Consider the following 24,569-nt stretch of genomic DNA (forward strand, 5'->3'; position numbering starts at 1 on the left):
TATCTCGCCCGAACCCTTCGCCGTCATGAGTTGTATATGTCCAAAAAACGGCGCCGAATTTGACACCTTGGACAGCGCGCCTCTCCGTATTGCCGCACTCTGGTAACGAACAGGCCGACGACCCGCGGGAGCCCCACCATGGCACCGAAGATCCTGATCGTCACCGGCGACGCCGCCGAGTCCCTGGAAGTCCTCTACCCCTACCAGCGGCTGCGCGAGGAGGGGTACGACGTCCACATCGCGGCCCCCACCCGCAAGACGCTGCGCTTCGTGGTCCACGACTTCGTGCCCGGGTTCGACACCTACACCGAGAAGCCCGGCTACACCTGGCCCGCCGACCTGGCCTTCTCCGAGGTCGACGCCGGGGAGTACGTGGCCCTGGTGGTCCCGGGCGGCCGGGCTCCCGAGTACCTGCGCAACGACGCGGAGCTGCGCAAGATCCTCAAGGCGTTCTTCGACTCGGACCGGCCGGTGGCGCAGATCTGCCACGGTCCGCTGATGACCGCGGCGATCGACGCACTGACCGGCCGGCACGTCACCGCGTATCCGGCGCTGGAGCTCGACATGCAGGCGGCGGGCGCCACCTTCGAGGACCACGAGGTGGTGGTCGACGGCGCGCTGGTCTCCTCCCGTGCATGGCCGGACCACTCGGCGTGGATGCGCGAGTTCCTGAAGGTCCTCCGCGCGAAGGCCCCGGCCGCCCCCTGACTCCCCGCCCCCTCACCCGACCGGCGCCCTCCCGGCTTCCTCACCCGACCGGCACGGCATTCGGCCCGGCAGGCACGTGGGCACCTCGGCGCCCGGCAGATTCGACGCCTCACGCCAGGCCAGGTCGGCAGGCGCGACGCCTCACACCCGGCCCTCTCAGGGCCTCCCCCGGCCCGCCCGGTGTCTCACCCGGCCAGCTGCTCCGCGAGGTGCGCGGCCTCGGCCAGGCTGTCCACCACCGGCACCCCGGCCGCTTCGAGACTGGCCCTGCTGTGCGATCCACCGGTGTAGAGCACGGCCTTCGCCCCGATGTGGGCCGCGGCCACGGCGTCGTCCACCGCGTCACCGATGACCACCGTGTACTGCGGGGAGATCCCGTCCAGCGCGGCCAGGTGCCGTTCCATGTGCCGCGCCTTGCTGCCGCCGGACGGCCCGGTGCGCCCGTCGACCCGTACGAAATGCGGCTCGATGCCGTAGCCCCGCACCACGGGAACCAGGTCGTCGTGCCCGTACATGCTCAGCAGCGACTGGCTGCGCCCGGCCAGCCGCCACTGCACGAGGAGCTCCTCGGCCCCCTCGGTGAGCCCGCAGGCGGCCCGCTGCTCGGTGTAGTGCCGGTGGAACACCCCGTCCATCCGCTCCCACTCGGCCTCCGTGGGCAGTCGGCCCAGCAGCCGTTCGTAGAAGCGGGGTATCGGGACGCAGTACATCTCGCGGTACTGCTCCAGCGTGATCGGTTCCAGGCCGATCTCGCCGAACGCGGCGTTCGTCGCTCCGACGACCGCGACGTTGTCGTCGAGCAGTGTGCCGTTCCAGTCCCAGATCAGATGCGTGCGATGCTTCCCGTGCGTCCCCATGCGTAAGAAAGTACCCGCCGGGTCCGACAATCCATTCGAAACGACCGCTCCCCGGCCACCCGGCCGACCTCCCGCCGCTGCGGCCGGGCTTCGCGTCCGGGCCCTCGACCGGACCCCTCGGCCGGGCTCTGCAGTCGCCCCTCAGCCGATCAGGTTCGGGATCTCCTGGATGCCGAACCACATCAGCTCGTGGTCCTCGGCACCGTCCACGGTGAACTGTGCGTCGTCGTCACCGAGGTCCGCCGCCCCCAGCGCCGCGGCGGCGGCCGTGACGTCCTCCCGCGCGTCGTCCGAGTCGACGTGCACGGCGGCAGCCTCGGCGAGCGCCACGGAGGACGCGATCCGCACCTCGCCGAGCGAGGACGAGTCGAGGCCGCGGTCCGGGTCGGCGACGGCCGCGCCGTCCGGTACGTCGACGGCGACGACGACCCGTCGTCGGATCTCGTCGGGGTTCTGGGCGATCATGCGCAACGAGGCGGAGGCGGCCCGGTTGAGCGCGGCGTACTCCAGTTCCTCGATGTCGTCGGAGACGTACCACTCACGCAGTCCGGGGGTCACCCCGTACGCGGTCAGCGGACCGGGACCGATCTCGCCCGCCCGGTGCGCCGCTGCGAGACCGGAGAGGGTCAGGGGGACGTACACGCGCATGGCTGGGCCGCTTTCGTAGTCGGAAACGCCCTCAGGATACGTGCGACGTCCCCCTTTGGGGTCACGTGCACCGGCGCCGGTCCGTCCACCCGGCAACCGCCCCTCACCCGCCCGCCGCCCGCCGCACGCCCCGCCCGTCGACGCCCGCATCACCCGGATAGGTGATTCGTCCCGACCACCCCGGGCGCCCTGTCGCCGCTTGCGGCACGCTCCCGGCCGCCGTAGAAGATCCCCAGCGAAGTTACCGCCCGGTATGCAGCCGGGCCTCTGAAGCACGGGGGCAATGAACGATGAGCACGAACAGGACCCGGCCCGCCGGACGCCACGACCGGCGCGGACCCCACTCCGTACCACCCCAGCGCACGAGGATTCCCCGGCACGTACGCCCCCACCACTGGTTCGCCGAACGCCTCCTCGCGGTGCTCAGCGGTCAGCGCCCGGTGCACTGGATGCTCGGCCACACCATCGGTGAGGCGTACGACCAGCTGGCCGAACTGGCCCCGCGCACCCCGCTCAGGGGCCGCGGCGCCCGCCCCGTGATCCGCAAGTGCCACGGCGCCCAGCCGGCACCGGGCGTGGTCGAGGCCTGCGCGAGCATCGCGGCGGGCGAGCAGGTACGGGCGATGGCCTTCCGCCTGGAACAGGGCACCGATCTCCGCTGGCGCTGCGCCGCGGTGGAACTGGGCGGCGAACGCCTCCAGGCCCCCTTGCCCCGCTGACCGCCCTTCCCGCCGCCCGAGAACCGACGGGAAAGCCGCCGGGGCCGCGGGACCGGGCCCCGGCGGAGGCCGACAGCACAGGAACCGGAACGGAAGCCACAGTGCCGGAGGGGTCCGCGCCTCCTCCCACACCCCTCACAACGCCCAGAAAGGAGCCTCCAACGCCCCAGGAGAAGCCCCGGGCCCACAAGGTCCGCTCCGATTCACCCGGGCCCCGGATCACCCTGCTCCCGCTCTCAGTCCTCCGAGGAAGAGACAGCCCCTTCGGCGATTGAGGAGCGGGGTCCGGGACAGAGCCCCGGTTACGGGAAGGGGCGGGTAGGGGGCAAGCCCGCGCAGCTGCCACCCCGCGCCCCTCCCACCCTCAGCACGCTTGCCACATCCGCCACACCCACCCCACCCCAGAACAAACCGAGGCCGGGGTCGGGCGCCACCATCACGCGCCCGACCCCGGCCTTCGCCACGTCACTACGTGACTACTTCTTGCGGCGGCGCCCCCCACCGTTCTTCTGCGCCTTGCGCCGCTCCGCCCGGGTCAGCCCGTCCGACTCGGACCCGGTCGTGCCGCCGCCGTTGGAGAAGTCGCCCTCGACGACGCCGCCCTCCCCGTCCACCGTGGGGGCGGAGAAGTGCAGCCGGTCGGGACGCTGCGGGGCGTCGAGCCCCTTGGCCCGGATCTCGGGACGCGCCGCCGGTACGGCGTCCTCCTTGACGAGCGAGGGCCGCTCGGCCTCGTCCTGCACCGGAACCTCCTCGACCTGCTGCTCGACCTGGACCTCCAGGTTGAACAGGTAGCCGACGGACTCCTCCTTGATGCCCTCCATCATGGCGTTGAACATGTCGAAGCCCTCGCGCTGGTACTCGACCAGCGGGTCCTTCTGCGCCATGGCCCGCAGGCCGATGCCCTCCTGGAGGTAGTCCATCTCGTAGAGGTGCTCGCGCCACTTGCGGTCGAGGACGGACAGCACCACACGCCGCTCCAGCTCACGCATGATGTCCGAGCCGAGCTGCTTCTCGCGCGCGTCGTACTGCTCGTGGATGTCGTCCTTGATGGACTCGCCGATGAACTCGGCCGTGATCCCGGCCCGGTCGCCGGCCGCGTCCTCCAGCTCCTCGATGGTGACCTTCACCGGGTAGAGCTGCTTGAACGCGCCCCACAGCCGGTCCAGGTCCCACTCCTCGGCGAAGCCCTCGGTGGTCTCCTGGCGGATGTAGTCGTCGATCGTGTCGTCCATGAAGTGGCGGACCTGGTCCTGCAGGTCCTCGCCCTCCAGGACGCGGCGGCGCTCGCCGTAGATGACCTCGCGCTGGCGGTTGAGCACCTCGTCGTACTTCAGGACGTTCTTGCGCGTCTCGAAGTTCTGCTGCTCGACCTGCGACTGGGCCGACGCGATCGCCCGCGTCACCATCTTGTTCTCGATCGGCACGTCGTCCGGCACATTGGCCATCGACATGACCCGCTCGACCATCTGCGCCTTGAACAGCCGCATCAGGTCGTCGCCGAGCGACAGGTAGAAGCGGGACTCGCCCGGGTCGCCCTGACGGCCGGAACGACCGCGCAGCTGGTTGTCGATGCGCCGCGACTCGTGCCGCTCGGTGCCCAGGACGTAGAGGCCGCCGAGCTCCTTGACCTCTTCGAACTCCGCCTTCACGGCCTGCTCGGCCTTCTCCAGCGCGGCGGGCAGCGCTGCCGCCCACTCCTCGACGTGCTCGACGGGGTCCAGGCCGCGCTGGCGCAGCTCCGCCTCGGCGAGGTCGTCGGGATTGCCGCCGAGCTTGATGTCGGTGCCTCGGCCGGCCATGTTCGTCGCGACCGTGACCGCGCCCTTGCGGCCCGCCTGGGCGACGATCGTCGCCTCCCGGTCGTGCTGCTTGGCGTTGAGCACCTCGTGCTGGACACCGCGCTTGGAGAGCTGCTGCGAGAGGTACTCGGACTTCTCGACCGAGGTGGTGCCGACCAGGATCGGCTGGCCCTTCTCGTGCTTCTCGACGATGTCGTCGACGACCGCGGCGAACTTCGCGACCTCGGTGCGGTAGATCAGGTCCGACTGGTCGGCGCGGATCATCGGCCGGTTGGTCGGGATCGGCACCACGCCGAGCTTGTAGATCTGGTGGAACTCCGCGGCCTCGGTCATCGCCGTACCGGTCATGCCGGAGAGCTTGTCGTAGAGACGGAAGAAGTTCTGCAGGGTGATCGTGGCGAGCGTCTGGTTCTCGTCCTTGATGTCCACCCCTTCCTTCGCCTCGATCGCCTGGTGCATGCCCTCGTTGTAGCGGCGGCCGGCGAGGATACGGCCGGTGTGCTCGTCGACGATCATGACTTCGCCGTCGATGACGACGTAGTCCTTGTCCTTCTTGAAGAGTTCCTTGGCCTTGATGGCGTTGTTGAGGTACCCGACGAGAGGGGTGTTCACCGACTCGTAGAGGTTCTCGATGCCGAGCCAGTCCTCGACCTTCGAGACGCCGGACTCGTGGATGGCGACGGTCCGCTTCTTCTCGTCGACCTCGTAGTCGCCGGTCTCCTCGATGCCCTTGAGCGGGTTGCCCGCCTCGCCCTTGGTGAGACGGGTGACCAGCTTGGCGAAGTCGCCATACCACTTGGTGGCCTGGTCGGCCGGGCCGGAGATGATCAGCGGCGTACGGGCCTCGTCGACGAGGATCGAGTCGACCTCGTCGACCACGGCGAAGTTGTGGCCGCGCTGGACGAGCTCGTCCGCGGACCACGCCATGTTGTCGCGGAGGTAGTCGAAGCCGAACTCGTTGTTCGTGCCGTACGTGATGTCGCAGGCGTACTGCTCACGGCGCTGGGCCGGCGTCATGTTGGCGATGATGCAGCCGACGGTCAGGCCCAGGAACTTGTGGACCCGCCCCGTCAGTTCGGAGTCGCGCTCGGCCAGGTAGTCGTTGACCGTGATCAGGTGTACGCCCTTGCCGGAGAGCGCGTTGAGGTACGCCGGCAGGGTGCCGACCAGGGTCTTGCCCTCGCCGGTCTTCATCTCGGCCACGTAGCCGAGGTGCAGGGCTGCGCCGCCCATCATCTGAACGTCGTAGTGGCGCTGTCCGAGGACTCGCTTGGCGGCCTCACGGACGGTCGCGAATGCTTCGGGGAGCAGGTCGTCCAGGCTCTCGCCGTCCGCGTACCGTTCCTTGTACTCGTCGGTGAGCGCCCGCAGCTCGGCGTCGGAGAGGTTGACGAAGTCCTCTTCGATGGAGCTGACCTGGTCCGCGATGCGGTGCAGTTTGCGCAGGATCTTGCCTTCGCCTGCACGCATGAGCTTGTTGAAGACGGACACTGAGGCTGGTCTCCTTGCCGGTCGGGCCTGGCACTGGGTCGTGTGTGGACTCTGGCGCGGGCACGGCAGGTGGGCCCCACCGCAACGGCCATCGTAAGCGAGGACCCGGCCGCGCCGGGAGGGCTGCCGTCGCGTTGTCCCCACCGTCCCTCATGGGTCAACGGCCGAAGGACGCGGAAGGTGCCGGGAAGTGCGAAAAGTGTTCGCTTCGCACCCGGTACCTCACCAGAATCCGCATATGGAGCCGATCACCCTCACCACCGACCGCCTGTTGCTGCGCCCCTTCACCAGCGACGACATCGACGAGGTCCACTCCGTCTGTCAGGATCCCGACATCCAGCGCTGGACGGTCGTGCCCTCCCCCTACAGCCGCGCCGACGCGGAGCTCTTCACGGAGAAGCTGTGTCCCGACGGCTGGCGCAACGACTCCGTGTACAGCTTCGCGACGGTCCTGCGCACCGGCGGGGCCCTGGTGGGCGCGCTCAACATCACCCGCTGCAACCTCCCGGGCACGTACGAGGTGGGGTTCTGGTCCGCCGCCGGGCACCGGGGCCGCGGCTACACGACGGAAGCGGTGCTGTCCGCCGCCCGCTGGACATTTACCGAACTGGGCGGCGACCGGCTGGAGTGGTGCGCCGAGGTCGGCAACCTCCCCTCGCGCGCCGTGGCCCTGCGGGCGGGGTTCCGGATGGAGGGCGAGCAGCGGTCGGGGCTGTTCAACAAGGGGGTACGGCGCGACGCCTGGGTGGGGGCACTGCTCCCCTCCGACCTCGGTCTACCGGGCACCCACACCTATCTGCCCGCCCCTTGAACTCCGTCCGTCTCCTGAACTCTGTCCGTCTCCTGAACGGGCGGCCCCGGTGGTCGGCCCCGGGTTCTGCGGGAACCGGGCCGACTGTCAGTGCCTGCCTCTAGGGTGCGGGGCATGACGTCTGTGCCGCCTCCCGCCATCGAACTCTCCGCCGACCAGGCGCGCCGGATCGCCCTGCGCGCCCAGGGCTTCCTGGGTGCCCCGGACCGCCGGGCCGGGGTTCCGGGCGTGCTGCGGCATCTCGGCGCCGTGCAGCTCGACACGATCTCGGTGCTCGCGCGGTCGCACGAGCTGATTCCGTACGCCCGCCTCGGCGCGGTCGGCCGGCGCACGATCGAGGAGGCGTACTGGTCGGGCGGCCGCACCTTCGAGTACTGGTCGCACGCGGCCTGCATCCTGCCGGTCGAGGAGTGGCCGCACTTCGCGTTCCGCCGCCGCGCCTACCGCTCGCGCCCGCAGTGGTACCACGACCTGCCGGACGGCGCGTACGAGACGGTGATCAAGCAGTTGCACGCCGAGGGACCGCTGACGGCGACGGAGCTGGGCGGCGCGAAGAACGGCGGCGAGTGGTGGGACTGGTCGGCGTCGAAGGTCGCCGTCGAGCGCGCCCTGATGTACGGCGAGGTGGTGTGCACCGAGCGGCGCGGCTGGAAGCGGGTGTACGACCTCGCCGAGCGGGCCCTGCCCGACGCCGTGCTGCACGACGACCTGGACGACGCGGAGTGCCTGCGGCGGCTGGTCGCGCTCGCGGGGCAGTCCCTGGGGGTGGGCACCCGGGCGGACATCGCGGACTACCACCGGCTGAAGGGCGAGCAGTTCGACGCGGTGGTGGCGGACTCCGGACTGGTGCCGGTGGCGGTGCGGGGCTGGTCGAAGCCCGCCTGGGCGGACCCGGCGGCGCTGGCCTCGGAGCCGCGCGGCCGGCACCGTACGACCCTGTTGTCGCCGTTCGACTCGCTGGTCTGGGAGCGGGCACGCACCGAGCGGATCTTCGGTTTCACCCATCGCCTGGAGGCGTACGTCCCCAAACCCAAGCGGGTCCACGGATACTTCGCGATGCCGCTGCTGGCGGGCGGACGGCTGCAGGGCCGTGTGGACCCCGCCCGCGAGGGCAGCACGCTGGTCGCCCGCCAGGTGTCCCTGGAGAGTGGGAAGGCCGTGGTGCCGATGGCCGAGGCGCTGGTGGAGGCCGCGTCCTGGGTCGGCTGCACGGACGTCCGGCTGGAGCGGGTCGACGCGCCGGAACTGCGCGAGCCGCTCGCCCGGGAAATCGCCCGCGTCCTGGCCTGAGCGCGACCGTCCTCCTGCCCGGTCCTTTACCTCTTTGTGGCGCCCGGCCTTTCGCCCGGCACCGTTCCGTCCGGTCCTGCCGTCGTGGCCCGCCCCTTCACCGGGCGGGTCACCTGATCTCCAGGATCTTCTCCCGCATGGCATAGACCACGGCTTCCATCCGGGAGTGCAGCTGCAACTTCTCCAGAATGTTGCGGACGTGGTTCTTCACGGTGTTCTCGGAAATGAACAGTTCCTTCGCGATATCGCGATTGTTCATGCCCGTCGCGACGAGTTTGAGGACTTCGAGTTCCCGGTCGGTGAGCCTCGGTGCGGGGACCAGCCTGCGCTCGTCGGTCCGCTGGATCATCGACTTGAACTCGGTGAGCAGTTTGGACGCCATGGAGGGGCTGATCTGGGACTGTCCGTCGGCGACCGCGCGAATCGCGGTGGCCACCTCGTCCGTGGAGATCTCCTTGAGGAGGTAGCCGGTGGCACCGGCCTTGATCGCGTCGTAGAGGTCGGCCTCCTCGTCGCTGATCGTCAGCATGATGATCTTCGCGCTCGGGGCCACCTCCTTGATCGCCGTGCAGGCCTCGATGCCGCCGCGCTTGGGCATCCGTACGTCCATCAGCACGATGTCGGGCAGCAGGTCGGCAGCCTTGTCGACCGCCTCCGACCCGTCTCCGGCCTCGCCGACGACCTGGATGTCCTCCTCCTGGGCGAGGACGATCTCCAGACCTCTGCGGAAGAGCGCGTGGTCGTCCACCACGAGGACCCGGATCGGCTCCTTGCGGAAACCGTTGTCCGCGTCGGGGCCGCAGGCCCTCGCGATGTCGTCGGCGTCATTCGCGTCACGCACGGGCCCGAAGGCGTCCGCCATCGTTCCTCCCCCTGAAGGCCATGGCCTGAAGTTCACAAGCAGTCCGCCAACGGCAGTTCACAGAGCACCGGTTGGCTTGGGACGCCATGATTCCATGCCTGGACGTCGGAACGGTGATCATGTGACCGCGCACGGGTGCCCCTGGGAGCGCACAGGCGTTCCAGGGGCACCGCGAAAGCGTGGCGTCAGCCGCCGAGCGCGCCGCCTGCGCCGCCTGCCTCGTCGGCGGCCAGCGGGTCGGTCCTCAGATGGATGACACCGTAGTCATAGGCGTGTCGCCGGTAGACGACACTGGGTTCCTTGGTTTCGGAGTCGACGAACAGGTAGAAGTCGTGCCCGACCAACTCCATTTCGTAGAGCGCCTGATCGAGCGACATCGGTGCGGCGACATGCGTCTTCTCGCGCATCACCAGCGGACCCTCGCCCTGGATCTCCAGCGAGCCGAACCTGGTGGTGGGCACGGACTCCGCCGTCTCACTGGCGATCAGGTCGCCCTCACCGTTGAACGACGCCGCGTCCGGCACGTTCTCGGCGACCTCGGCAGCGGGAATCCGGCCGTTGCCACGACGGCTGTAGCGCTTGTCGTGCTGCTTGCGCAGCCGCGCCTCCAGCTTGCCGGTGGCCAGGTCCAGCGCTGCGTACGGGTCGCCTGCGGCCGCTTCCGCCCGAATGACCGGCCCCCGCGAGCGGAGCGTGATCTCCACCCGGTCGGAACGGTCGGCCTGACGGGGGTTCGGCTCCTTGGACACCTCGACGTCGAGGCTGATCACCTTGCCGTCGAACTTCTGGATCTTGTCCAGCTTCAGCTTCTCGGCCACGTGCTTGCGGAACCGCTCGGGCACCTCGGTCTTGCGGCCCTTGACGACGATGTCCACGCAGAACTCCGTTCCCGGAAAACCCCGCTCAATGGCGGAGCATCTCCCTTTTGCACCAGGCTCCGGCAACGACCGGAGCCGCGGACTCGGTGACTTCCACCTCCTCCTCCCCCAACGGCGGGGACTCCACCCCGCCGAATTCCCAGCTCTGGGCTACTGGTGAGTTACCTGCCCGAAACCTGGTGGTGCATTCGTCGAGGTCTGGCATTCACCATTCCTCACAACCGAACATAGCCTGCCCGGCCGGATGTCGGCACCCGCTACTCGCGCGTACCTCCGATCGGGGTTTTTCACTCCCTCACTACCTGCAACGATGCAACTTCACCGGGAGTTCCGGTTTATTTCGAAGGCCACGGGAGATACTGCGACAACAGCCGCCCGCCCGGCACCGGAAACAACTTCCGCGCGCCCGCACGCCGCGCCGACCGCCCGCGCCGCCTCGGCGAGCGAGGCCCCGGTCGTCAGGAGATCGTCCACCAGCACCACCCTTCCGGCGCCGAGCAGCCGTTCGCCCCCGGCCACGACCTCCAGCGCCCCCGCCAGATTCGTCTGCCGTTGCCGGGCCCCCAGCCCCGCCTGGTCGGCCACCGGGCGCCGCTGGCGCAGCACCGCAGCCACCCGGGCACCGGTGCCGCCACGTCTCAGCTCCCCCGCCGCGGCCAGCGCGATCCGCCGCGTCGGATCATGGCCCCGCGCGGCCACCGCCCGCCTCGCCGAAGGTACGGGCACGAGCAGCAACGGGCCGTCGCCGCCCGCCTGTCCCGCCCCGGCCCGTACGGCGCCCGCCAGCGCCCTGCCGAGCGCCCCGGCCAACCCCAGCGCGCCCCGCTCCTTGTGGGCCAGGAGCACCGCCCGCACGGCTCTTTCGTACGCTGCCGCCGCATGCACCACCGGCAGGCCCACGGGCTCCGGAACGGGCCTCACCCGGCGCGGCGCCCCACCGAGGAGTTCCGCACGGCACTCCTCGCACAGCTCCGCGCGCGGCCTGCCGCAACCGCCGCAGGACACCGGCAGGACCAGCCCGGAGAACTCCCGCCACCACCCCCGCATGACTCCACTGTGCCTCCCGGGGAGGGAGTCGGCCACCCCTGTGGAAAACGCGGGCGTGGCTTGCGGAACTCAGCCCGGGTAGACCAGCGACGACCCTTCCTTGACCACCGTCTGCCAGTTGTCGCCGGGCGACAGCTTCACGATCCCGTCGCTCGACGTGGCCGCCATCAGCGGAAGCTGCTCGTCGTCCGCCGCCGCGACCGACGAAACCTGGTTCACACCGGGCAGGGCGCCCGACGCGGACGTCGAACCGTCCGCCTGCACATAGCGCACCTGCTGCACGCCGCCCTGCTCCTTGCCGACCACCACGAGCCGGCTGCGGCCCGACCACGACATCGCGGTCACGTCCGTCAGCTGCGGCGCGGCCTGGCGCAGCCGCACCACCGAGACCTGCTGGTCCGGCTCCGGTCCGCTCCGCTCGATCCGGCCGATCTTCAGGGTGTTGTGCCCGTCCTGGGTCACCAGCAGGGCGATCCGCACCCCGTCCGCGGACACCCGCAGCGCCTCGATCCGGTCGCCGCCCAGGCCGGGCACGGCGACTTCCTGCGGTTCGCCGGTGCCCCCGGTCAGCCGCAGCAATCTGGTGTCGGCGGGGTTCCGGTCGGCCACCCAGAGGTCGCCCCTGCCGTCCCAGCTCGGTGCCGACAGCCGGTTCTTGGGGTTGTGGGCCTTGCTGGTCACCGAGGGGGCGGGGAGTTCACCGTCCGAGGTGATGGACGTGACGTAGAGCGCCGACCCGTCGTGCGAGACCGCCGCCGCCGACTGCTCGTCCCTGGCCACGCCGATCACGCTCATCGGCACCGGGCCGTTGCCGAGCGGACCGGCCACCGCCTCCGGAATGCCACTGCCCTTGGTGCTGCCGGGAATCCGTTCCACATGCCCCTTGGCGTCGACGAAGTACTGGCTGTCCGGGCCGCTGGACGAACCGTCAGGGGCGAACTCCTCCGCCTGGTCCGCCCCGAGCACGCACAGCGGCGAGCCGTCCGAGCGCTGCAACTCGACCTGCTCGACCCGAGCCGACGTCAGGTCCCGCAGGGTGTAGAGGACCTGCGAGGCCATCATGCGGCAGGACCGCTGCCCGACGCCGTCCGCCTTCTTGTTCAGCGGCACCTTCAGCACGTTGCGGTCGTCGGGCGCCAGGGACGTGACGCCCTTCTTCAGCGCCGTGCCCGGGGGAAACCGGGATTCGACCACGGGCCGCAGCCAGTCGGTCGGCCCCGCGAGAAGGCTGCGGACGGACTGGGTCACGGTGTCCATCCCCGTGACGGGATCGGTCCGGCTGCGGAGATAGACGGGGTCGGCCACCAGGGTGGACTGCGCCGTCTGCCGTTCCGCCGCGAAGTAGTACTTGTTGACGGAGCGGAAGAGACGCTTGAAGTCCGACTGCCCGAGCAGGAGCCCGTCCGGCACGAAATCGATCCGCCACTCCTTGCCCTCCGGCCCGTTCTCCTTCACCAGGTGCAGCGTCTGGTTGTAGTCGGCGGGGGCGAACGGCTGGTAGACGCTCTGGGCGTCGACCGTCGCCACCTTCTTGCCGGTCAGCGTGTAGGTGACCTCGGTGATGTTGCGGTCGCTGTCGCGGACGGGGCGGTCGTTCCGGTTCGGCGCCTTGGTGAGCACGGTGGTGAACGCGCCCGGGTCCCAGGTCTTGGCCGCCTTCTTCGTCAGGTACTTGCGGGTCGTCCTGAACTCCGAGTCGTCGCTGGTCATCGACTCCAGGAAACCGTCGACCACTTCGTCGGTGGTGGCGTTGTCACGTGGCGCGACGGCGTACACCTGCACCTGGGAGTCGCCCGGCTGCGAGGCGTCGACGGCCTTGACGTCCCCGGTGACGGGCATCGAGCTGCACGCGGACAGCAGCACCGCACCGCATCCGAGCAGCACGAACAGTCCCGGCACACGCCCACGGCCGTCCCTGCGACGGTCAGCGCCCACGATTCATGCCCCCTGCTCCGGATCCTGCACCACAGTGTCCAATTCGCCGCCCGGCCGGTCCTCGGCGGGACGCGCGACCACCCGTGCGCCACTGCCGGGAAGGGCCGCCGGATGCACCGAGGCAGGTGCCGTCCGCGGCGCTGCGGGGGTGCGCGGCGGCACGGGCAGGGCGGGCCGGTCGCTGCCGCCGGGCTGGGTCGGCACGGCCGTCAGCCGGTGTCCGTTCTCCGCTCCGGCGCCGTTTCGCCCGCGGTTCTCCCGGTTGCGCCGGGAGTCCTCGGGCTCCAGCGGTATCGGCGAGCCGCGCAGCGGTTCGTCCGCCGTGCGCGGCAGCGTCAGCCGGAACTGCGAACCGCCGCCGGGCTCGCCCCACGCCTGCAACCAGCCGCCGTGCAGCCGGGCGTCCTCCACCGCGATGGAGAGCCCGAGGCCGGTGCCGCCGGTCGTCCGGGCCCGAGCCGGGTCGGCCCGCCAGAAACGGTTGAACACCCGCGTCGCCTCGCCGGGCTTGAGCCCGACCCCGTAGTCCCGGACGGCCACGGCGACCGCTCCCCCGGCCGCCCCCATCCGCACCACGACGTCCCGTCCCTCACCGTGCTCGACGGCGTTGACCACGAGGTTGCGCAGCACCCGCTCGACCCGCCGCGCGTCGGCCTCCGCTATCACCGGCTGCTCGTCGCCGACCACCCGGATCCGGGTGCCCTTGCGCTCGGCCAGCAGCTCGGCCCCGCCGATCACCCGCTGTACGACCTGACGCAGGTCTATCGGCTCGGCCTCCAGCGCCGCGGCGCCCGCGTCGAACCGGCTGATCTCCAGGAGGTCGGAGAGCAGCGACTCGAACCGGTCGAGCTGGTCCCCGAGCAGTTCCGCGGAGCGCGCCGTCACAGGATCGAAGTCGCTGCGGGCCTCGTGGATGACATCGGCGGCCATCCGTACGGTCGTCAGCGGTGTCCGCAGCTCGTGGGAGACGTCGGAGACGAAGCGCCGCTGCATCCGGGAGAGTTCCTCCAGCTGCTGGATCTTCAGCTGGAGGTTCTGCGCCATCTTGTTGAAGGCCTCACCGAGCCGGGCGATGTCGTCCTCGCCGGTGACCTTCATCCGTTCCTGGAGCCGGCCCGCGGAGAGCCGCTCGGCGATGCCCGCCGCCATCCGTACGGGTGTGACGACCTGTCGCACCACGAACCAGGCGATGGCCCCGAGCAGGACGACCACGAACAGGCCCGCGGTCGCCAGCGTGCCCTTGACCAGCGTCAACGACTTCTCCTCCTGCGTCAGCGGGAAGAGGTAGTAGAGCTGGTACGGGTTGTGGTCGATGTCGTAGAGCCGCTTGCCCACGAGGAGGCCGGGCTGTGGTTCCTGCTCGCCGGACTCGTACTCGATCAGGGAGTACGTCTGGAACGCCCCCTGCCCCTTGTTCACGGAGTCCCGCAGCTTCTGCGGAATGCTCGCCGCGTTCACGCTCCCCGATCCGCGCGGCGCCCGGGTGTCCTCGTCGGCGCTGAGCGCGACCACGTGGAAGGCGTTCTTGCCGCCGCTGGCGAGCTGGTCGACGAGCTCGGTCCGCCAGGAGTTGTTGGCCGTGCCGCCGTCCGCCGTGCCGCCGCCCTGGCCGCCGGGGGTGAGCGGGGCGTTCGCCTTCTCCTGGGCCGCGGCGAACCCGCCTGCGGCCTGGGTCTGGGCGGCCTTGCCCTTGGCTTCGAGCAGGCCGTTGCGCACCTGCCCGATCACGACCAGGCCGAGGAGCAGCACCACGCCCAGCGACATGAGCAGCGTGCCCGCGACGACCCGCAGCTGGATGTTGCGCCGCCACAGCCGCACGACGGGCAGCAGCGGACGGCGCACCCAGCGCATCAGCAGACGCGGCACGGGGCCGCCGGGCGCCCGGTCGTGGAACAACCGGCCGCCCTGCAGTAGGCGCCCGACCTGGGACGCCTTGTTTCCTGGTCCGGCAACCCGCTCCGCACGGGCTCCCGGCTCCCCGGGCTGCGGAGCAGCGTTACCCAGGGTCATGTCAGCTCGGTCCGGCCTTGTAGCCGACCCCTCGCACGGTCACCACGATCTCCGGCCGCTCCGGGTCCTTCTCGACCTTGGAACGCAGTCGCTGGACGTGCACGTTCACCAGCCGGGTGTCGGCGGCGTGGCGGTATCCCCACACCTGCTCCAGCAGCACCTCGCGGGTGAAGACCTGCCACGGCTTGCGCGCGAGCGCGACCAGCAGGTCGAACTCCAGCGGGGTGAGGGCGATCGACTGGCCCTCCCGCTTCACGGAGTGCCCCGCCACATCGATGACCAGGTCACCGATGGCCAACTGCTCGGGTGCCGGCTCCTCGGACCTGCGCAGGCGGGCCCTGATCCGGGCGACCAGTTCCTTGGGCTTGAACGGCTTGACGATGTAGTCGTCGGCCCCGGACTCCAGGCCCACCACCACGTCGACCGTGTCGCTCTTGGCCGTGAGCATGACGATCGGCACACCCGACTCGGCCCTGATCAGCCTGCAGACCTCGATGCCGTCCCTACCGGGCAGCATGAGATCCAGCAGGACCAGGTCCGGCTTGGCCTCACGAAAAGCGGCAAGTGCCTTGTCGCCGTCCGCTACGAACGACGGCTCGAACCCTTCACCACGCAGCACAATCCCGAGCATCTCGGCCAGTGCGGTGTCGTCGTCGACGACAAGGACGCGTCCCTTCATAATCGACATCATCCCATTAGCTAATCGTTACCTGCGATGATCTGGCACACAGCTCTGCCAGTCCGGTCCCCGTCACCGGGGAAACGGCGCCCTCCTCCGTGACGATCGCCGTGACCAGTTCCGGCGGCGTGACGTCGAACGCCGGGTTGTACGCGGGGGTTCCCGCCGGTGCCACGGGCAGCCCGCCGACGCCCCCGTCCGCCCCTCGCATCCCCGGAGATGTGAACTCCGTCACTTCGTCCGCCGCCCGCTGCTCCACGACGATCGACGCCCCGTCCGGGGTGTGCAGATCGACGGTCGTGGTCGGCGCCACCACGATGAACGGTACGTGGTGGTACTTGGCGAGCACCGCCAGCGGATAGCTCCCCACCTTGTTCGCCACCGCCCCGTCCGCTGCGATGCGGTCCGCCCCGATGAGCACGGCGTCCACCTCCCCCGCGGCGAACAGCGAACCCGCGGCGTTGTCCGTGAGCAGGCTGTACGGCATGCCGTTGCGCGCGGCCTCGTACGCGGTCAGCCTGGCACCCTGCAGCAGCGGGCGCGTCTCGTCCACCCACAGCCGCCTCAGGCGCCCCTCCCGGTGCACCCCGAGTGCCACGGCGAAGGCGGTGCCCTCACCGCCCGAGACGAGCGCCCCCGTATTGCAGTGCGTCAGCAGCCTGTACCCGTCCCCGCCGGGCAGCAGTTCGTCCAGCAGGGCGAGACCGTACCGGGCCATGCGCCCGCTGGCCTCGGCATCCTCCCGGTGCAGCGCCCTGGCCTCGGCCAGCACCGCCGCTGCGGCCCGCTCCCGGTCCGCGCCCTCCTCGACGGCCCGGCGGTACGCCCCGGCGGCCCGCCGCACCCCGTACCCGAGGTTCACCGCGGTGGGGCGCGCCCGCTCCAGCAGCTCCGCGACCTGCGCGACGTCGTCTCCCCGCGCGGCCGCGAGAGCGACCCCGTAGGCCCCCGCGATGCCCAGCAACGGGGCACCGCGCACCGCCAGCGTCTGGATCGCCCGCACCAGCGCGGGCACATCGGCACAGCACAGCTCGACCTCCTCCGCCGGCAGACGGGTCTGGTCGAGGAGCACCAGCACAGGGCCTCCCGCCGGCTCGGCCCAGCGGAGTACGGAAGGCGCGGAAGGTTCGATGCCCGCCGCCGATTGCGCGTCCTGATCAGCCATTCACCCAGTCTGCCCGGTGAAGCCCCCGCAGATGAAGGTACGAAGGCGATGGAGCGCCCGGCCCACGGCGGAGCGTGGCGTGGCACGATGGCTGCCAACCTGCTGCCCCGATGAGCGGTCAGGACCATGAAGGAGCGAGAATGAACGACACTCCGGGCTGGGCCTCGCCCGGATCCGCCCCCTCCGAGGGCCAGGGTGCGAACGTCCCCCGGCCTTCCGAGCCCGTGGACGGCAGCGCCCCGGGAGAGAACTGGTCCTCCACCCAGCCGCCCGCAGGGCAGTGGTCCCCACCGAGCGCTCCCGGCGCGGGCCCCCACACTCCCCCTCCCGCCACCGGCTGGGGCGGCGGAGGTCAGGGACCCGGCCACGGCGGCGGACCGTACGGCCCCGGCCGGTGGCAACCGCCCACCGCCGCCAAGCCCGGTGTCATCCCGCTCCGCCCCCTCGGCGTCGGCGAGATCCTCGACGGGGCGGTCTCCACCATGCGCGCCCACTGGCGCACGGTCCTCGGCATCACGCTCATCGTGTCCGTGATCGCCCAGGTCGCGATCATTCTCGTGCAACGTTTCCTGCTGCCGGACCCCGTGGAGATCGATCCGAACGCCACCGGCCCGGAGGCGCTGCGGCAGGCCGCAGACTCGGCGCAGTCGACGCTGATCAACAACCTGCCCTCCGTACTGATCGGCATGATCGCCACGCTGATCACGACCTCCGTACTGACCGTGGTGATCAGCCGCTCGGTGCTGGGGCGCCAGGTGACGCTCTCCGAGGCATGGGCGGAGGCCCGGCCCCGGCTTGCCCAGCTGCTGGGGCTGACCCTGCTGCTGACCCTGATCAGCGCAGGCGTCCTGACGGTCGGCATACTGCCGGGCCTCCTGATCGGTTCCGCCGCGGGCGCCGCACTGGCCCTCATCGGTTTCCTGGCCGCGTCCGCCTGCACCATCTGGCTGATGGTCCGCTTCAGTCTCGCCTCCCCGGCCCTGATGCTGGAGCGGCAGTCGATCGCCGCTTCCATGCGCCGCTCCGCGAAGCTCGTCAGGGGCGCCTGGTGGCGAACCTTCGGCGTCCTGGCCCTCACCTGGCTGCTGACGCTCATCGTGTCCATCGTCGTCGCCATCCCGTTCGGCGTCATCGCGGTGACCGTGGACGGCGGCGGGATCGGTTCCGCCCTCACGGACGGGTCCATGGACTTCGGCTGGCCCTTCCTGATCGTCTCCGGCATCGGCGAAGTGATCATTTCGACGATCACCTACCCCCTCTCCGCCGGCGTGATGGCCCTGCTCTACGTCGACCAGCGCATTCGCCGCGAGGCGCTCGACCTCGAACTCGGCCGGGCAGCGGGCCTGCCCGGATACGACACCGGGAACTGATGCCGTGTCAGGAGCGGGGGGCATCACAGCAGTACGGTCACTGATCCGCGCGAGCGGCGACATGCCCGTGGACACTCCACGTGTCCCCGCCCGGGAGGCCGCCGAGCGCGAACTGTCCAAGCCGATGTACCACGAGCACGATCCCAACCTCCTCCAGCGCGGCCTCGACCGGCTCTGGAACTGGATCGGCGACCTCCTGGGGGCGGCCTCCGGCGCCGCGCCGGGCGGTCCGCTCGGCCTCGTCGTGCTCGTCCTGGTCGTCATCGGCCTGATCGCCGCGCTCTGGTGGCGGCTCGGCGCCCCACGCCCCGCCGTTCGTTCCGCGGACGTCCTCTTCGACGACGGCCCCCGCAGCGCGGCCGAACACCGGAAGGCCGCCGAGGCACACGCCGCCGCCCAGCGGTGGAACGAAGCCGTCCAGGAGCGCATGCGCGCCCTCGTCCGTTCCTTGGAGGAACGCGCGCTGCTGGTTCCCCGCCCCGGACGCACCGCCGACGAGGCCGCCGCCGAAGCGGGCCGCTCACTGCCCGCGCACGCGACGCGGCTCCGTGCCGCCGCCAGGGAATTCGACGACGTCACGTACGGTGGCCGCGCCGCCGACGAGCGGGCGTACCTGGGCGTGCGCGACCTGGACCTCGCGCTCGAAACCACCAAACCCGTCCTCACGGCCACGGCCCGGGGAGCGGCCGAATGACCCGGGTCACCGCTGCCACCTCGACATCCCTCACACCCCGCCAGGTCTGGGTTCGCGTCCGCGGCCTCCTGCTCGCCCTGCTCCTGCTCGTCGCCGCCGGAATCGCCCTGGCGGCCGTGCGCTCCGGCGACCAGCACGGCCGACTCGACCCCCGCTCCGCCGACCAGTACGGCAGCCGGGCCGTCGCCGAGCTTCTCAAGGACCGCGGGGTCTCCGTCCACGTGGCCACCACGCTCCGCGAGGCCACGGCCCGGACGGGCCCCGACACCACACTGCTCGTCACCTCCCCCGACCTGCTGGCCCCGGACCAACAGCGCCGGCTCCGCGCCGCGACCGGCGACTCGGCGGGCCGCACCGTCCTCCTCGCGGCGGGCCCTTCCTCCGTACGCACGCTGGTGCCCGGCATCGGCGCCGAATCCGCCGGCCCCGTGGCCCCCCGTGACCCCGGGTGCTCCCTGCCCGCCGCCCGCGCCGCGGGCGATGTCGAAACAGGGGGCTTCCGTTACACCGGAGGCGGCCCCGCCACCACCTCCTGCTTCCCGAGCGGCGGCCTTCCCACCCTGCTCCTGGTCGAACAGGGCGCGGGCGACACCGTGCTCCTCGGTTCCCCCGACCTCCTCTACAACGACCGGCTCGCCAACCGGGGCAACGCCTCCCTGGCCCTGCAACTTCTCGGTTCCCGCCCTCATCTGGTCTGGTACCTCCCCTCACTCGCCGATACTTCCGCCGCCGGAGCCGGTGACGAACGCAGCTTCGCCGACCTGATTCCGCAGGGCTGGTTGTGGGGCACGTTGCAGCTGGCCCTGGCCGCCGTACTCGCCGCCGTCTGGCGTGCCCGCCGCCTGGGCCCCCTGGTGGCCGAACGGCTGCCCGTGGCCATCCGTGCCTCCGAATCCACCGAGGGCCGGGCCCGCCTCTACCGCAGGGCGAACGCCCGTGACCGCGCTGCCGACTCGCTGCGCACCGCATCCCGTAACCGCATCGCCCCGCTCATCGGCGTCTCCCCACGCGACGCCCACTCCCCCTCCGCGCTCGTCCCCGCTCTTTCCGCCCGCCTCGGCACCACTGACGACAGCCTCCAGGCGCTGCTTTTCGGCCCCGGCCCGGCCGACGACGCCGCCCTTGTCCATCTGGCAGACCAACTCGACACCCTCGAAAGAGAGGTACGCACGTCATGAGCGCCCCGCCCCCGGTGCCCGCCGGTACCCCCGAGACCACCGGGAACGGCGACACGGCCCGCGCGTCCCTGGAAGCCCTGCGCTCCGAGATCGCCAAGGCCGTGGTCGGCCAGGACCCCGCGGTCACCGGGCTCGTCGTCGCCCTGCTCTGCCGGGGTCACGTGCTGCTCGAAGGCGTGCCCGGCGTGGCCAAGACCCTCCTGGTCCGGGCCCTCGCCGCCTCGCTCGAACTCGACACCAAGCGCGTCCAGTTCACCCCCGACCTGATGCCCAGCGACGTCACCGGCTCGCTGGTCTACGACGCCCGCACGGCGGAGTTCTCCTTCCAGCCCGGCCCCGTCTTCACCAATCTGCTCCTCGCCGACGAGATCAACCGCACCCCTCCCAAGACACAGTCCTCCCTCCTGGAAGCCATGGAGGAACGCCAGGTCACCGTCGACGGGACCCCTCGGCAGCTGCCCGACCCCTTCCTCGTCGCCGCCACGCAGAACCCCGTCGAGTACGAGGGCACCTACCCCCTTCCCGAAGCCCAGCTGGACCGTTTCCTGCTCAAGCTGACGGTGCCCCTCCCCTCACGGCAGGACGAGGTCGACGTCCTCATCCGCCATTCCGACGGCTTCAATCCGCGCGACCTCAAGTCGGCGGGCATACGCCCCGTCGCGGGCCCGGCGGACCTCGAAGCCGCTCGCGACGCGGTCGCACGGACCAAGGTCTCTCCCGAGATCGCCGGCTATGTCGTCGATATCTGTCGTGCCACGCGTGAATCCCCCTCGCTCTCCCTCGGCGTCTCTCCCCGAGGCGCCACCGCCCTGCTGTCGACCGCCCGGGCCTGGGCCTGGCTCACCGGCCGTGACTACGTCATCCCGGACGATGTGAAGGCCCTGGCACTCCCCACGCTTCGCCACCGCGTCCAACTGCGACCCGAGGCGGAGATGGAGGGGGTCACCCCCGACTCCGTCATCACCTCGGTCCTCGCTCACGTCCCCGTACCCCGATGAGGCGGTGACCGTGGCCCTCACCGGACGTACCGCCTTGCTGGCCGCCCTGGGGTCACTCCCCGTAGGCATCCTGGCCCCGAGCTGGGCCGGAATGCTCGCGGTCAATGCCCCGCTCTCTCTCGCAATTCTGTGCGACTACGTCCTGGCCGCACCAGTGCGAACGCTTCAGTTCACCCGATCCGGTGATACGAACGTTCGACTCGGCGAGACCGCCGAGGTGCAACTCACCGTGACCAATCCTTCCCGCCGCCGTCTGCGGGCACACCTCCGTGATGCCTGGCCCCCCAGCAGTTGGGCCGCCGGTACGGAGCAGGCCGCCTCCCGTCACACACTGACGGTCCCGGCGGGGGAACGCCGTCGGCTGACCACGTTCCTGAAGCCCACCCGACGGGGCGACCGCCGGGCCGAACGCATCACCGTCCGCTCGTTCGGTCCGCTGGGGCTGGCCGCCCGCCAGGGACACCACCAGGTCCCCTGGACGGTGCGGGTCCTGCCTCCCTTCACGAGCAGGAAGCACCTGCCGTCCCGGCTCTCCAGGCTCCGTGAACTCGACGGCCGCACCAGCGTCCTCACCCGTGGCGAGGGCACGGAGTTCGACAGCCTGCGCGCGTACGTGCCCGGCGACGACACCCGTTCCATCGACTGGCGGGCCACAGCACGTCAGTCCGCCGTCGCGGTGCGCACCTGGCGCCCCGAACGGGACCGGCACATCCTCGTCGTCCTGGACACCGGCCGTACTTCGGCAGGGCGGGTCGGTGACGTGCCCCGTCTCGACGCCTCTTTGGACGCGGCCCTGCTCCTCACGGCGCTCGCCACTCGGGCGGGCGACCGCGTGGATCTGCTCGCCTACGACCGCCGGGTCCGCGCGCAGGTTCAGGGCCGGTCCGCGGGGGAGGTCCTGTCGGCCATGGTGAACGCCTTGGCCCCCATCGAGCCGGCCCTCGTGGAAACCGATGCCCGGGGCCTCAGCGCCGCTGTCCTCGCCGGCGCGCCTCGTCGTTCCCTGGTCGTACTGCTGACCGGTCTGGACGCCGCCCCCGTGGAAGAGGGGCTGCTCCCCGTGCTGCGCCGTCTGACCCGACGCCACACGGTGCTGGTGGCTTCCGTGGCGGATCCTCATGTCGAGCGGATGGCGGACGCCAGGGGCACGGTGGACGCGGTCTACGAAGCCGCTGCGGGCGCCCAGGACCGAGCGAGGCGGCTGCGTACCGCGGAACGGTTGCAGCGCCACGGTGCCGTGGTGGTGGATGCCACCCCGGACAACCTCGCCCCGGCCCTCGCAGACGCCTATCTCGCTCTCAAGGCAGCGGGACGGCTCTGAGCCGCGCCGCGTACTGCGGGAAGGATCCGGGCCTGCTCTTCAGCGACGTCGGTGGGCGTTGAGCCGGGCGGCCTGGCGTATCAGGTGGTCCCGTTCGGCGAGGTTGGTCGCCTTGCGGGCCGCCTCGGCGTACAGCCGTGCCGCTGTCGCCGGGTCGCCGTCGCGCTCGTGGAGGTGCGCCGCGACCGCGGTGTGGCGGGGCAGTGAATCGTCCAGCGCCGCGAGAGCCGCCAGGCCGGCGCGGGGCCCGTCGGCCTCGCCGAGGGCCACCGCGCGGTTGAGCCGGACGATCGGATTGTCGGTCAGGCTCACGAGTTCGTCGTACCACTCGACGATCTGTACCCAGTCGGTCTCCTCGGCGGTGAGTGCGTCGGCGTGGAGTGCCGCGATGGCGGCCTGGGCCTGGAACTCTCCCAGCCGGTCGCGGGCGAGGGCGGCCTGCAGGATCTCGATGCCCTCGGCGATCGCCTTGGTGTCCCATCTGCTGCGGTCCTGCTCTGCGAGCGGCACCAGGCTGCCATCGGACGCGGTCCGGGCTGCGCGCCGGGCATGGTGGAGCAGCATGAGTGCGAGCAGCCCTGCCACCTCGGGGTGGTCGACCCGGGCCGCGAGCTGCCGGGTGAGGCGAATGGCCTCGGCGGCGAGGTCGATGTCGCCGGAGTAGCCCTCGTTGAAGACCAGGTAGAGGACACGCAGCACGGTGGCGACGTCGCCGGGCCGGTCGAACCGTACGCCGGAGACGGTGCGCTTGGCCCGGCTGATGCGCTGCGCCATGGTTGCTTCGGGCACCAGGTAGGCCTGGGCGATCTGGCGGGTGGTGAGTCCGCCGACGGCGCGCAGGGTGAGCGCGACCGCGGACGACGGTGTCAGTGACGGGTGGGCGCACAGGAAGTAGAGCTGAAGCGTGTCGTCCACCGCGGGTGCGGGACCGGGCACCGGCTCCTCGTCAACGAGGTCCTCACGTCGACGGCGGGCGGCGTCCGCCCGGCTCGCGTCGAGGAACCTGCGCCAGGCTACGGTGATCAGCCAGCCCTTCGGGTCCCGTGGCGGGTCGGTCGGCCAGACGCGGACCGCCTCGACCAGCGCGTCCTGTACGGCGTCCTCGGCCGCCGCGAAGTCGGCTCCGCGGCGGACGAGGATTCCGAGCACGCTCGGCGTGAGGCTCCGGAGCAGGAGCTCGTTCATCGACGAGGTCACTCCGCGATGGTGGGCGGCTCGGTCAGGAACGGACGCAGCTCGAGCCATTCGTGGATCGGCTGTCCGCCGGCCCCGGGGGCGGCCGACAGCTCCCCCGCCAGCTCGACGGCACGCTCGTAGCTGTCGACATCGATCACCATCCAGCCGGCGATGAGGTCCTTGGTCTCGGCGAACGGGCCGTCGGTGACCGGAGGTCGTCCCTCCCCGTCGTACCGGACCCATGTCCCCTCGGGGGCGAGCGCCTGACCGTCGACGAACTCGCCGGTCTTCTCCAGCCGGGCCGCGAAGTCGTTCATGTACTGAATGTGGGCCGAGATCTCCTCAGGCGCCCACCGGTCCATCGGCACATCGTTGACCGAAGCCGGGGCGCCTCGGTAGTGCTTCAGCAGCAGGTACTTGGCCATCGTGTCTCTCCTCGGTGCTGATGCGACCCATCTTGGTCGCATTCACTACGGGGACGGAACCGACCACGGGTTCTCGACATCGCTGCCCAAATTTTTTTGGCTCTCATCCCAGCTGTTCAGGCTGCGGAGCTACGAGACAGGTGGTGATCGGCCGCGGACGGCACGGCCAGGTCCTGGACAAGGTGGTGAAAACAGAAAAGCCCCGTGCCGCAAGGGCACGGGGCTCTCCCAAAAGGAGTCCGGCGGCGTCCTACTCTCCCACAGGGTCCCCCCTGCAGTACCATCGGCGCTGAAAGGCTTAGCTTCCGGGTTCGGAATGTAACCGGGCGTTTCCCTAACGCAATGACCACCGAAACACTATGAAATTAACCAACACCGGAACCCTCACGGCCGTTCGTTATTTCAGAACAAACACAGTGGACGCGAGCAACTGAGGACAAGCCCTCGGCCTATTAGTACCAGTCAGCTCCACCCGTCACCGGGCTTCCACATCTGGCCTATCAAC

At 70.6% G+C, this 24,569-nt stretch carries 21 protein-coding genes and 1 rRNA gene; 9 read left to right on the forward strand and 13 right to left on the reverse strand.

Going from position 1 to position 24,569, the window contains the following annotated elements; all coding sequences use genetic code 11:
* The first annotated feature begins 138 nt into the window (after positions 1-138).
* Positions 139-708 (forward strand): DJ-1/PfpI family protein, encoded by a 570-nt coding sequence (locus ACWCXX_RS07590; protein ID WP_451125317.1) that lies wholly within the window; start codon positions 139-141, stop codon positions 706-708.
* A 185-nt stretch (positions 709-893) separates the two neighbouring features.
* On the opposite strand, the gene ACWCXX_RS07595 is transcribed toward ACWCXX_RS07590, so the two are convergent.
* The gene (locus ACWCXX_RS07595) at positions 894-1,565 is read right to left on the reverse strand and encodes an HAD family hydrolase (protein WP_451125319.1); all 672 of its coding nucleotides are present in this window, start codon (positions 1,563-1,565) and stop codon (positions 894-896) included.
* Between the two features lie 141 nt (positions 1,566-1,706).
* Positions 1,707-2,213, reverse strand: a complete 507-nt coding sequence (locus ACWCXX_RS07600; protein ID WP_451125321.1) for a DUF6912 family protein — start codon at positions 2,211-2,213, stop codon at positions 1,707-1,709.
* A gap of 290 nt (positions 2,214-2,503) precedes the next feature.
* Between ACWCXX_RS07600 and ACWCXX_RS07605 the strand changes: the two genes are divergently transcribed.
* Positions 2,504-2,932: an Rv3235 family protein gene (locus ACWCXX_RS07605; RefSeq protein WP_451125323.1), complete on the forward strand. Its 429-nt coding sequence runs from the start codon at positions 2,504-2,506 to the stop codon at positions 2,930-2,932.
* A gap of 476 nt (positions 2,933-3,408) precedes the next feature.
* Here ACWCXX_RS07605 and secA read toward each other — a convergent pair whose 3' ends face one another.
* The gene (gene secA / locus ACWCXX_RS07610; protein WP_451125325.1) at positions 3,409-6,225 is read right to left on the reverse strand and encodes a preprotein translocase subunit SecA; all 2,817 of its coding nucleotides are present in this window, start codon (positions 6,223-6,225) and stop codon (positions 3,409-3,411) included.
* Between the two features lie 238 nt (positions 6,226-6,463).
* On the opposite strand from secA, the gene ACWCXX_RS07615 reads away from it, so the two are divergent.
* Positions 6,464-7,036: a GNAT family N-acetyltransferase gene (locus ACWCXX_RS07615; protein ID WP_451125327.1), complete on the forward strand. Its 573-nt coding sequence runs from the start codon at positions 6,464-6,466 to the stop codon at positions 7,034-7,036.
* 114 nt (positions 7,037-7,150) lie between these two features.
* Positions 7,151-8,326, forward strand: a complete 1,176-nt coding sequence (locus ACWCXX_RS07620) for a winged helix-turn-helix domain-containing protein (RefSeq protein WP_451125329.1) — start codon at positions 7,151-7,153, stop codon at positions 8,324-8,326.
* Between the two features lie 109 nt (positions 8,327-8,435).
* Here the strand turns inward: ACWCXX_RS07620 and ACWCXX_RS07625 are convergent, their stop codons facing one another.
* From ACWCXX_RS07625 to mtnA, 7 genes are all read right to left on the reverse strand, one after another.
* On the reverse strand, positions 8,436-9,188 hold the full coding sequence (locus ACWCXX_RS07625; protein ID WP_356931966.1) for a response regulator transcription factor: 753 nt from the start codon (positions 9,186-9,188) through the stop codon (positions 8,436-8,438).
* A gap of 185 nt (positions 9,189-9,373) precedes the next feature.
* Positions 9,374-10,063, reverse strand: coding sequence for a ribosome hibernation-promoting factor, HPF/YfiA family (hpf, locus tag ACWCXX_RS07630; protein ID WP_384218565.1), 690 nt, complete (start codon positions 10,061-10,063; stop codon positions 9,374-9,376).
* A gap of 321 nt (positions 10,064-10,384) precedes the next feature.
* The gene (locus ACWCXX_RS07635; protein WP_451125332.1) at positions 10,385-11,113 is read right to left on the reverse strand and encodes a ComF family protein; all 729 of its coding nucleotides are present in this window, start codon (positions 11,111-11,113) and stop codon (positions 10,385-10,387) included.
* A gap of 69 nt (positions 11,114-11,182) precedes the next feature.
* On the reverse strand, positions 11,183-13,003 hold the full coding sequence (locus ACWCXX_RS07640; protein ID WP_451125380.1) for an LpqB family beta-propeller domain-containing protein: 1,821 nt from the start codon (positions 13,001-13,003) through the stop codon (positions 11,183-11,185).
* Positions 13,004-13,051: 48 nt separating this feature from the next.
* The gene (gene mtrB, locus ACWCXX_RS07645) at positions 13,052-15,058 is read right to left on the reverse strand and encodes an MtrAB system histidine kinase MtrB (RefSeq protein ID WP_451125334.1); all 2,007 of its coding nucleotides are present in this window, start codon (positions 15,056-15,058) and stop codon (positions 13,052-13,054) included.
* A gap of 1 nt (position 15,059) precedes the next feature.
* Entirely contained in the window at positions 15,060-15,749 is a 690-nt protein-coding gene (gene mtrA, locus ACWCXX_RS07650) for a two-component system response regulator MtrA (RefSeq protein WP_187438793.1), read from the reverse strand.
* A gap of 4 nt (positions 15,750-15,753) precedes the next feature.
* Positions 15,754-16,902, reverse strand: coding sequence for an S-methyl-5-thioribose-1-phosphate isomerase (gene mtnA, locus ACWCXX_RS07655; protein WP_451125336.1), 1,149 nt, complete (start codon positions 16,900-16,902; stop codon positions 15,754-15,756).
* Positions 16,903-17,042: 140 nt separating this feature from the next.
* On the opposite strand from mtnA, the gene ACWCXX_RS07660 reads away from it, so the two are divergent.
* The 5 genes from ACWCXX_RS07660 to ACWCXX_RS07680 are packed head-to-tail and all read left to right on the forward strand — an operon-like array spanning position 17,043 to position 22,463.
* Positions 17,043-18,272: a DUF7544 domain-containing protein gene (locus tag ACWCXX_RS07660; protein ID WP_451125338.1), complete on the forward strand. Its 1,230-nt coding sequence runs from the start codon at positions 17,043-17,045 to the stop codon at positions 18,270-18,272.
* A gap of 4 nt (positions 18,273-18,276) precedes the next feature.
* Positions 18,277-18,966: a DUF4129 domain-containing protein gene (locus tag ACWCXX_RS07665; RefSeq protein ID WP_451125340.1), complete on the forward strand. Its 690-nt coding sequence runs from the start codon at positions 18,277-18,279 to the stop codon at positions 18,964-18,966.
* On the forward strand, positions 18,963-20,144 hold the full coding sequence (locus tag ACWCXX_RS07670) for a DUF4350 domain-containing protein (RefSeq protein WP_451125342.1): 1,182 nt from the start codon (positions 18,963-18,965) through the stop codon (positions 20,142-20,144). The genes ACWCXX_RS07665 and ACWCXX_RS07670 overlap by 4 nt, the downstream gene beginning before the upstream one ends.
* On the forward strand, positions 20,141-21,142 hold the full coding sequence (locus ACWCXX_RS07675; protein ID WP_451125344.1) for an AAA family ATPase: 1,002 nt from the start codon (positions 20,141-20,143) through the stop codon (positions 21,140-21,142). Before ACWCXX_RS07670 ends, ACWCXX_RS07675 begins: the two co-directional genes overlap by 4 nt.
* A 10-nt stretch (positions 21,143-21,152) precedes the next feature.
* A complete protein-coding gene (locus ACWCXX_RS07680) occupies positions 21,153-22,463 on the forward strand; it encodes a DUF58 domain-containing protein (RefSeq protein ID WP_451125346.1) in 1,311 nt (436 codons plus the stop codon).
* A gap of 39 nt (positions 22,464-22,502) precedes the next feature.
* Here the strand turns inward: ACWCXX_RS07680 and ACWCXX_RS07685 are convergent, their stop codons facing one another.
* The 3 genes from ACWCXX_RS07685 to rrf all read right to left on the reverse strand — a co-directional run bounded on the left by ACWCXX_RS07685 (position 22,503) and on the right by rrf (position 24,418).
* Positions 22,503-23,648 (reverse strand): RNA polymerase sigma factor, encoded by a 1,146-nt coding sequence (locus tag ACWCXX_RS07685; RefSeq protein WP_451125382.1) that lies wholly within the window; start codon positions 23,646-23,648, stop codon positions 22,503-22,505.
* An 8-nt stretch (positions 23,649-23,656) separates the two neighbouring features.
* Positions 23,657-24,064, reverse strand: coding sequence for a YciI family protein (locus ACWCXX_RS07690; protein ID WP_451125348.1), 408 nt, complete (start codon positions 24,062-24,064; stop codon positions 23,657-23,659).
* 237 nt (positions 24,065-24,301) lie between these two features.
* Positions 24,302-24,418 (reverse strand): 5S ribosomal RNA (gene rrf, locus ACWCXX_RS07695).
* Positions 24,419-24,569 lie beyond the last annotated feature (151 nt).

The organism is Streptomyces sp. NPDC001732 (assembly GCF_053596315.1).

Coding starts and splice junctions, on each gene's coding strand:
- ACWCXX_RS07590 (WP_451125317.1), top strand. CDS start 139: ATGGCACCGAAGATCCTGATCGTCACCGGCGACGCCGCCGAGTCCCTG.
- ACWCXX_RS07595 (WP_451125319.1), bottom strand. CDS start 1,565: ATGGGGACGCACGGGAAGCATCGCACGCATCTGATCTGGGACTGGAAC.
- ACWCXX_RS07600 (WP_451125321.1), bottom strand. CDS start 2,213: ATGCGCGTGTACGTCCCCCTGACCCTCTCCGGTCTCGCAGCGGCGCAC.
- ACWCXX_RS07605 (WP_451125323.1), top strand. CDS start 2,504: ATGAGCACGAACAGGACCCGGCCCGCCGGACGCCACGACCGGCGCGGA.
- ACWCXX_RS07615 (WP_451125327.1), top strand. CDS start 6,464: ATGGAGCCGATCACCCTCACCACCGACCGCCTGTTGCTGCGCCCCTTC.
- ACWCXX_RS07620 (WP_451125329.1), top strand. CDS start 7,151: ATGACGTCTGTGCCGCCTCCCGCCATCGAACTCTCCGCCGACCAGGCG.
- ACWCXX_RS07625 (WP_356931966.1), bottom strand. CDS start 9,188: ATGGCGGACGCCTTCGGGCCCGTGCGTGACGCGAATGACGCCGACGAC.
- ACWCXX_RS07635 (WP_451125332.1), bottom strand. CDS start 11,113: ATGCGGGGGTGGTGGCGGGAGTTCTCCGGGCTGGTCCTGCCGGTGTCC.
- mtrB (WP_451125334.1), bottom strand. CDS start 15,058: ATGACCCTGGGTAACGCTGCTCCGCAGCCCGGGGAGCCGGGAGCCCGT.
- mtrA (WP_187438793.1), bottom strand. CDS start 15,749: ATGATGTCGATTATGAAGGGACGCGTCCTTGTCGTCGACGACGACACC.
- mtnA (WP_451125336.1), bottom strand. CDS start 16,902: ATGGCTGATCAGGACGCGCAATCGGCGGCGGGCATCGAACCTTCCGCG.
- ACWCXX_RS07660 (WP_451125338.1), top strand. CDS start 17,043: ATGAACGACACTCCGGGCTGGGCCTCGCCCGGATCCGCCCCCTCCGAG.
- ACWCXX_RS07670 (WP_451125342.1), top strand. CDS start 18,963: ATGACCCGGGTCACCGCTGCCACCTCGACATCCCTCACACCCCGCCAG.
- ACWCXX_RS07675 (WP_451125344.1), top strand. CDS start 20,141: ATGAGCGCCCCGCCCCCGGTGCCCGCCGGTACCCCCGAGACCACCGGG.
- ACWCXX_RS07685 (WP_451125382.1), bottom strand. CDS start 23,648: ATGAACGAGCTCCTGCTCCGGAGCCTCACGCCGAGCGTGCTCGGAATC.
- ACWCXX_RS07690 (WP_451125348.1), bottom strand. CDS start 24,064: ATGGCCAAGTACCTGCTGCTGAAGCACTACCGAGGCGCCCCGGCTTCG.